This window comes from Pannus brasiliensis CCIBt3594 (assembly GCF_036688125.1).
GTDB classification, from domain to species: domain Bacteria; phylum Cyanobacteriota; class Cyanobacteriia; order Cyanobacteriales; family Microcystaceae; genus Pannus; species Pannus brasiliensis.
The window spans coordinates 26,240-33,658 of sequence record NZ_JBAFSM010000052.1 but is presented as its reverse complement, the minus strand read 5'-3'; the positions used below and the strand labels follow the sequence as shown (position 1 = coordinate 33,658).

The window sequence follows — 7,419 nt, the reverse complement described above, 5'->3', positions numbered from 1 at the left end:
TCTTTCCGCGAGGTTTCTATCTTCCCCGACCCTAGAGTGATAAAAGAGCGGTAACTGGGTTCTTGACACGTACAAGCATCCTATTTATCCTTATTTATATTGATAGCCAATCTAGGGCGAATTGACGTTCTAATCTACTTTTTTAAAAGTTGTTTCCGAAATTCAAAACTTCTGCAATTCAGGCAGAATATTTCTTTCGATAGACGCTCGCGTATCCGTCTCCTTTTCTAATTTTCCCGAGCGAAACAGGATCGCGTATCAAGCGAGATCGAAGTGTTCCATGTGAACGTTCGGGACAGGGACATCCAATTCTTCGAGCGCGAGTTCGACGGCATCCATCATCGCCGGGTCCGCGCAGATAAAATACTGCCGATCGCCCCGATCGGAGGGAATGTATTGGTCTAACAGTTCTTTATCAACATAACCGGTTTCGCCCTCCCAATCTTCGCCCGCGTTTCGCACAACGTACACGATAGTTAGATCGAGCCTTTCGGTTAACGCGTCCAACTCCTCCCGGTAGGTAATCTCGTCGCGGGAGGAAGAAGCGTAAATCAACAGAAACGATCGAGCGTCCCCCCGTTCCGCGGCCGTGATTAAAATACTGAAGATAGGAGTGATGCCGATTCCCCCGGCGATTAACACGAATCCCGCGCTGTCCAGATAGCGGTCCGTGGTGAATACCCCGTAGGGGCCATCCACGTAGGCTCTCGTTCCCGGTCGGATATCTTTGACGTGACGGGTAAAATCGCCGAGCGCTTTAATGCCGAACTCGATTCGATCGGCCCGATCGCCGCTAGAGGACATGGAAAAAGGATGTTCCCGCATACTGAACGGGCTAATATTCAGGGTCAACCAAGCGAACTGGCCCGGCTGAAAGGTGAATCCCTCGTGGTTCCGCGGACGGAGTGCCAGCGTCCAAACATCGCCCCCTCGCGGGATCACCTCTTCCACCACGTAGGGTTTCCGGAGCAGTCGCCACGGTTTCACCAGGCGCGCGTAGACGAGCAGCCAGAGCGAGAGGAGCGGCATTCCCGACCACAGTAAGGCTTTCCAGAATACCCCCAGATAATGGCTCACGGCGATCGCGTGTCCGAATCCCAATCCCACCGCTAACATGGCTAGGAGCGTGTGGGACGCGCGCCAGGGTTCGTAGGGAATTTTTAGCGGCTTTCGCCAGATCGTGATGATGACCAGCACCAGAAACGCCAGCGTTCCCAAGACCGCCATCCGCGCGCGCGCGGGAGCTTGAAAAAAGTTCAACAGATCGAGGGTTTCCGGCCGGACGATAAACAGGATCGCCGGATGCACCATGACCGTGAGAAAGGCCAGTACGGAGGTGTAGCGATGGAACTGGAGCAGGATATCGATCCCGTAGGAAGCCTCGATCGATTTGAGGCGAGCGGTGAGGATGAATTGCAGGGCCATCAGCGCCAGACCGATAAAACCCAACGCCACGGAAAAATCGATCCAGAAGCCTTCTCCGGGAGGCACCGGGGGCAGTAACAGCACCAACAACGGGAAGAGGGTAAAGACTAGATACCCGACGATCCAGAACGCGGCGACGGCGATCGAACCACGCGTTAACCATCGTCTCATACTGGAAATCTCCCGCCGGCACGACGACCCGTTGAAAAGGGCGACCCTCGATCGCTCCCTCGCCGGCCGCGTTCGGAGTCGGCCCGGACGGTCGATCGACGACGGAACCGCCGCCCCTCGGATCGAAATCTCCATCACTCTAGTAGAAGGGAAAAATTTTTTTCTTCTATCGGCGGTCGGATCGTATCGCGATCGGCTTTCCGCTCCAAGTTGACAGCTTTTCTTATCGAACCGAACAAATCTATAAAGTGAATTCTCGGCGATACATGGAAAAAGAGCGAGAATATTCTCTCGCTCTCGCTTATCCTTTTTCGGACTACCCTACGCGCTGGGTAGGTTCTGGCTGGCGTAACCGTCGATCGAGAAGGCGGGAATCCGTTCGCTGTAGTCGATCTCCCGGCCGGTGACGGCTTTCGAGAGAGTTTCAAAGGAGTTCGAGCGCCAGTTTCTCTCGTGGATGGGTTTGGATTGTTCGCCCCGGAAGTAAGCCTGTGTACCGATCACCGAGGCGGCGACCCAACCGATAACGAATAACGAGATGAGTAGGGTAAACATGATCGCGGCTCCTGATAACGTTTTGTTTCTTTATGTAAATAAATGTAACAAAAACTTGCGAGAGAGTCAAGTGCGTGTATATCGCCCGATCGGGTGAACGGTCAGAGAAGGCAGGAGGTGAGGGAGGGAAAAGGGGAAAGGGTAAAGGTGAAAAGCGCGAGAAAGCTCTTTTCCCTTGTCTCCTGACCCTTTTTCCCGAAAAATCCCCCCATTTCCCCATCTTCCTAACCCTCCATCTCCCCATCTCCCCAGGTCACTCGGAACACTTCTAGAATCGGTTCGATCGAGGTACAGTAAGTATGTTTATCGAGTGAACGGGAGCGTTGACACTGTAATGGGCAAATCACTCCAAGAGAGACTGGAAGAAATACTCGGCTTTGACCTTCGATCGCTAGGATTATTCCGGATCTGTCTCGCTCTCGTCGTTTTAGTCGATTTATTCGCTCGTTTCCGCCTTCTCGTTCCCCATTACACCGACGCGGGGGTTCTGCCTTTATCCTCCCTCCCGAAAGTTTTAGCGAGTCCCTATTACTGGTCGATTTTCGCGTTCAGCGGTTCGGCGATCGTGCAGGGTATCCTGTTTCTCATCGCCATCGGCTTCGCGTTTCTCCTGTTAATCGGTTATAAGACCCGTTTCGCCACGATCGTCACCTGGGCGATGATTACCTCCCTCCACCATCGCAACCCTATCCTAATCTTCGCCGCGGACGAGGTTTTACGGGCGATCCTCTTCTGGTCGATGTTTTTACCCCTCGGCGCGACCTATTCCGTCGAGAGCGCCTTGAATACGAACCCGAATCCCCTACCGAAGCGAATCCTGTCGGGCGCGACGTTCGCTTTCATGGTACAGATCTGTTTTATCTACATCTGGTCGGCGGCCTTTAAAACCAAAAGTGAAACCTGGTGGCCGGACGGGACGGCGGTTTATTACGCGCTCAGTTACGATCAGTACGGAACCGCTCTCGCGGGATTTTTACGCTCTCTCCCGCTAGAATTTCTGAAATTATTGACGTTTACGGCGTTATGGTTCGAGTGGCTCGGCCCGTTGATGATTTTCATCCCCTTCCGTAATAGCCTGTTCAAGTGCGTGGCGATCGTTTCGTTTATCCTGTTACACGTCGGTTTCGGGTTGTGTTTTCACCTGGGGATCTTTCCGTTTTTAAGTATCACCCACTGGTTGGCGCTAATTCCGAGTCCGGTATGGGACACGATCGATCGACGGCTACAGACCCCGGAACGGCAAGGATTACGGATTAATTACGATCGAGACTGCGGATTCTGTAAAAAAGTAGTCTATCTCCTGCGAACCTTTTTAATTTTGCCCCGTACTCCCGTATTGATCGCCCAGGATAACCCCTCCATCTACGAGGATATGCTGGCGAAAAATTCCTGGGTGATCGAGGACTGGCAGGGAAAACGCTATTTTAAATGGGAAGGGATCGCCTACGTGGTGAGTTTGTCCCCGATTTTCGGTTTTCTCGCCCCGATTCTACGCTTACCGCCCTTAATGGCGATCGGAACCCGAATTTACGAGTGGATCGCCTCCCACCGTCGTTTTATGGGCAATTTCACCAAACCCTTTCAATTCCGCCCGTTGGTGGTTCGCTCGTTTTTACCCCTGAACATTCTCGCGCTGGTGTTGTTACTGTTCACTTCCGTCTGGAATTTACGGAGTTTTGTCCGACAGTCGGTAGAGCGTCGCGATCTCGATAGTCCAATGATAAGCTCTCTTCATAAACTCTTGACCCGTCGCACGTTCAACCAACTCGATATCCTCGCGAGAATCACCCGTTTAGATCAGTATTGGACGATTTTCGCCCCATCTCCTCCCCTCGATGATAGTTGGTACGTGGCGGTCGCCAAGTTAGCGGACGGGACGGAAATCGATCTTTTCCGCTTCGGCAATCCCGTTTCCTGGGAGAAACCTACCGACGCGGAACGGAATCGCCTCTATCCAACCATGCAGTGGCGACAGTATTTTATCACTCTCGATCGGGCGATCGGCCGCTCGGTTTATCCCGAATTCGGCGCGTATCTCATCCGTGACTGGAATTCCCACCACGACAGCGCGCGGCAGATAAAAGCGCTCGATCTCTATATTATGCGCGAGCGGACGGTTCCCCCCGGAGAGAAACAAACCGTCGAGAAAGAATTGTTGTGGAAACAGGGGAGCGTGAATTGACGGAAAATCGATTGTTTTCAGGAGAGCGTCTTTCGCCACCGAAAAATTAAATTATGATAGAAAAAAACGATTTCCCCCGGTATCGACGATGATTTCTTCCTCTAGCGATCGAGTTTATCAAGGACAATTCGGCGAGTTTCGCGTCACCGACAGCGATCGATTCGGGGTGATCCTCTATCGTCTCGGTCTCGCGATCGCGGCGCTCGGTTTCGCGCTCGGGACGGGTTACGCGATTTTGATCCCCGGTTCGCTGTCTCTCGTGACCGTTTTTTACGCGCTATTCTGTCTCGGTTTAGGGTTGAGTTTACTGACGATCCATATCTATTTAATCCCTCTCCACCGGTTATTACAGATCTTTTGGGGAGTCGGGGCGATCGCCTCTCTGGTTCTCTCGATCGAGTCTCGCGATCCCCTCGCTCTCTTCGTGTACGAACACCCGATAAGCCTTCTCGGTGTCGGGTTTATTTTCGCCAGTTTGACGGGCATTTATTTTAAAGAAGCTTTCTGTTTCGATCGACTGGAAACGAAATTACTCACCCCTCTCGTTCCCATCCTTCTCCTCGGTCATCTCGCGGGGATTTTACCGATCGGTGTAGAAAAAGGTTTCGTGATTACCTGGTCGATCCTGTTCCTCATTTTCGCCGCGCGCAAATTTTTCCAACCGATCCCGAACGATATCGGGGATAAATCCGTTTTCGAGCATTTGAAACATTCATGACCGATCCCGAACAAACGATCCCGAAAATTTGGGGAATCTTAGAATATAAACCTCAATGGTCTGTAACCCTGAAAGGATGGCTACTACTGGCGTTAATCGGCGTGTTAATTTTCTGGTTTAGCGTCACGAGGGTTCAGGGTTTCCTCGCGATTCAAAAACCGATTAAAGCCGACGCGCTGTTAATCGAGGGGTGGGTTGACGATCGGGTGATTGAAGGAGCGATCGAGGAATATTATCGAGGGAACTATCGATCGATCATCGTCACGGGAATGCCCTTTTACCGGGGATCGTATTTACGTGAATATAAAAATCAAGCGGAAGTAATCACCGCGACTCTGGTAAAATTAGGAATTCCCCCCGATCGCATTATCTCCGCCAGTATTCCCGAAGTTAAAAAAGATCGAACCGCGGCGATGGCATTGGGAGTAAAAGAAAAATTGTTACAGGATAAATTAGATATTCGATCGATCAATATCTATTCCTTCGACGTGCATACTCGCCGGAGTTATTTAATCTATCAACGAGTCTTAAAACCGCGCTTCAAAGTCGGGGCGATCGCCCACCCGAACACCAATTACGATCCCGATCGCTGGTGGACTTCCAGCACCGGATTCCGTTCGGTGATCGAGGAAGCGATCGCCTACGTCTACGCGCGATTCCTCTGGCACCTAGAATCCCGGAAACCGTAGGCAAGGAGGCGGGAGACGCGGGAAGAGGGCAAAGGGTAAAGGTGAAAGGTAGTCTTTTCCCTTTTCCCCAAAAACGCCCCCATCTCCTTCACCCCCCTCACCCCTCCCGCGAGATCTTTTTCGCGTTTTGTGATCTAGAATGCACCCTTTCCCGGCGGTTCCGGGTAATCTATGGGTACAGATACTCACGCTCGCTCCCGATTCGACCGTTTCTGAGAATCCTGGCCTTCTCCCTCTCATAAACTTTACATTTTTTTATAAAAACGATAACATTGTTAAGGAAAGTAACAGTTCCTGTCGGGCGCGCTCTGGGAAAATGATAACCCGTAACGCCCGTTCAGTCTGACTTTTTACCATAGACTCCCGTGAATCCCCGAAGAGTCTCCCGTCTATAACCTCTAGCCCTATCCTCGAATCTCTTTACAAAACTAGAAAAATCTCTCATAGTATTTTTTTCCAAACCTTTTTCCTCACTCCCCACTCCCGCGATCTCGCGCGCTCGTTAATTAACTTCCTATCGAGACTCAACCATGAAAACCGCGAAATCCCCCACCGATCCCGTTCGTACCTACCTCAGAGAAATCGGACGAGTCCCCCTTTTGAGCCACGAGGAAGAAATTCTCTACGCCAAACAGGTTCAACGATCGCTCGTCTTGGAAAAAATCAAAGAATCCCTGCGCGCCAAACTCGGACAGGAACCGAGCGATCGCCAGTGGGCGGAGGCGGCGGGAATTAGCGAGGAACAATTGCGCCGGGAGATGGGCGCGGGAGATCTCGCCAAGCGCAAGATGGTAGAGGCGAACCTGCGTCTCGTCGTCTCGGTGGCCAAAAAATATCTGAAACGTAATCTCGATCTGCTCGACCTGATCCAAGAAGGCACGATCGGGATGCAGAGAGGGGTCGAGAAATTCGATCCGACCAAGGGCTATCGCTTTTCCACCTACGCGTACTGGTGGATACGCCAGGCGATCACGAGGGCGATCGCCGAGAAAAGCCGTACTATCCGGCTTCCCATCCACATTACCGAGAAACTGAATAAAATCAAAAAAGCCCAGCGTCAACTCGCCCAGGAAAAAGGACGCGCCGCCACGATCTCCGAACTGGCCGAAGAACTCGAACTCAGCCCTAAACAGGTACGGGAATACCTCGAACGCGCCCGTCAACCCCTGTCCCTAGACTTGAAAGTGGGCGACAATCAAGACACGGAACTCAGTGAACTTTTAGAGGATACGGGAATCTCGCCGGAAGATTTCACCACCCTTTCCTCCCTCCAGATCGATCTAGAAAAACTGATGGCGGATCTCACCCCCCAACAACGGGAAGTGTTATCCCTACGTTTCGGCCTCGTGGACGGACAACCCCTCACCCTCGCTAAAATCGGCGTGAGACTGAATATCAGCCGCGAACGCGTCCGGCAGATCGAACGCGAAGCCCTCGCCAAATTAAGAAAACGCAAGGGAAATATTCGCGAGTATCTCGCCAGTTAATGGAGTCAGGAGGCAGGAGGTGAGGGAGGTGAAAGGGTAAAGGGTAAAGGTGAACGAATTAAGAAAGCTTTTTTCCCTATTCCCCCTCCCCTTTTCCCCACTTCTCGCAATCCCCGATCGATCGAGTTCGGTTCTACCGACTTCCGATCGCCGAAAAAACTGTTAGATTAGAGGGACGAAACACGCTAAAAC

At 51.9% G+C, this 7,419-nt stretch carries 6 protein-coding genes; 4 read left to right on the top strand and 2 right to left on the bottom strand.

Going from position 1 to position 7,419, the window contains the following annotated elements; translation table 11 throughout:
- Positions 1-258 precede the first annotated feature (258 nt).
- Both V0288_RS20620 and V0288_RS20615 read right to left on the bottom strand, forming a co-directional pair.
- Positions 259-1,596, bottom strand: coding sequence for a ferredoxin reductase family protein (locus V0288_RS20620; RefSeq protein ID WP_332867058.1), 1,338 nt, complete (start codon positions 1,594-1,596; stop codon positions 259-261).
- Positions 1,597-1,917: 321 nt separating this feature from the next.
- On the bottom strand, positions 1,918-2,151 hold the full coding sequence (locus V0288_RS20615; RefSeq protein WP_332867057.1) for a photosystem II protein, Psb35-related: 234 nt from the start codon (positions 2,149-2,151) through the stop codon (positions 1,918-1,920).
- Positions 2,152-2,485: 334 nt separating this feature from the next.
- On the opposite strand from V0288_RS20615, the gene V0288_RS20610 reads away from it, so the two are divergent.
- From V0288_RS20610 to V0288_RS20595, 4 genes are all read left to right on the top strand, one after another.
- On the top strand, positions 2,486-4,333 hold the full coding sequence (locus V0288_RS20610; RefSeq protein ID WP_332867056.1) for a hypothetical protein: 1,848 nt from the start codon (positions 2,486-2,488) through the stop codon (positions 4,331-4,333).
- Between the two features lie 88 nt (positions 4,334-4,421).
- On the top strand, positions 4,422-5,051 hold the full coding sequence (locus V0288_RS20605) for a DUF2301 domain-containing membrane protein (RefSeq protein WP_332867055.1): 630 nt from the start codon (positions 4,422-4,424) through the stop codon (positions 5,049-5,051).
- Positions 5,048-5,740: a YdcF family protein gene (locus V0288_RS20600; protein ID WP_332867054.1), complete on the top strand. Its 693-nt coding sequence runs from the start codon at positions 5,048-5,050 to the stop codon at positions 5,738-5,740. Before V0288_RS20605 ends, V0288_RS20600 begins: the two co-directional genes overlap by 4 nt.
- A 530-nt stretch (positions 5,741-6,270) precedes the next feature.
- Entirely contained in the window at positions 6,271-7,227 is a 957-nt protein-coding gene (locus V0288_RS20595; protein ID WP_332867053.1) for an RNA polymerase sigma factor, RpoD/SigA family, read from the top strand.
- The last annotated feature ends 192 nt before the right edge of the window (positions 7,228-7,419 follow it).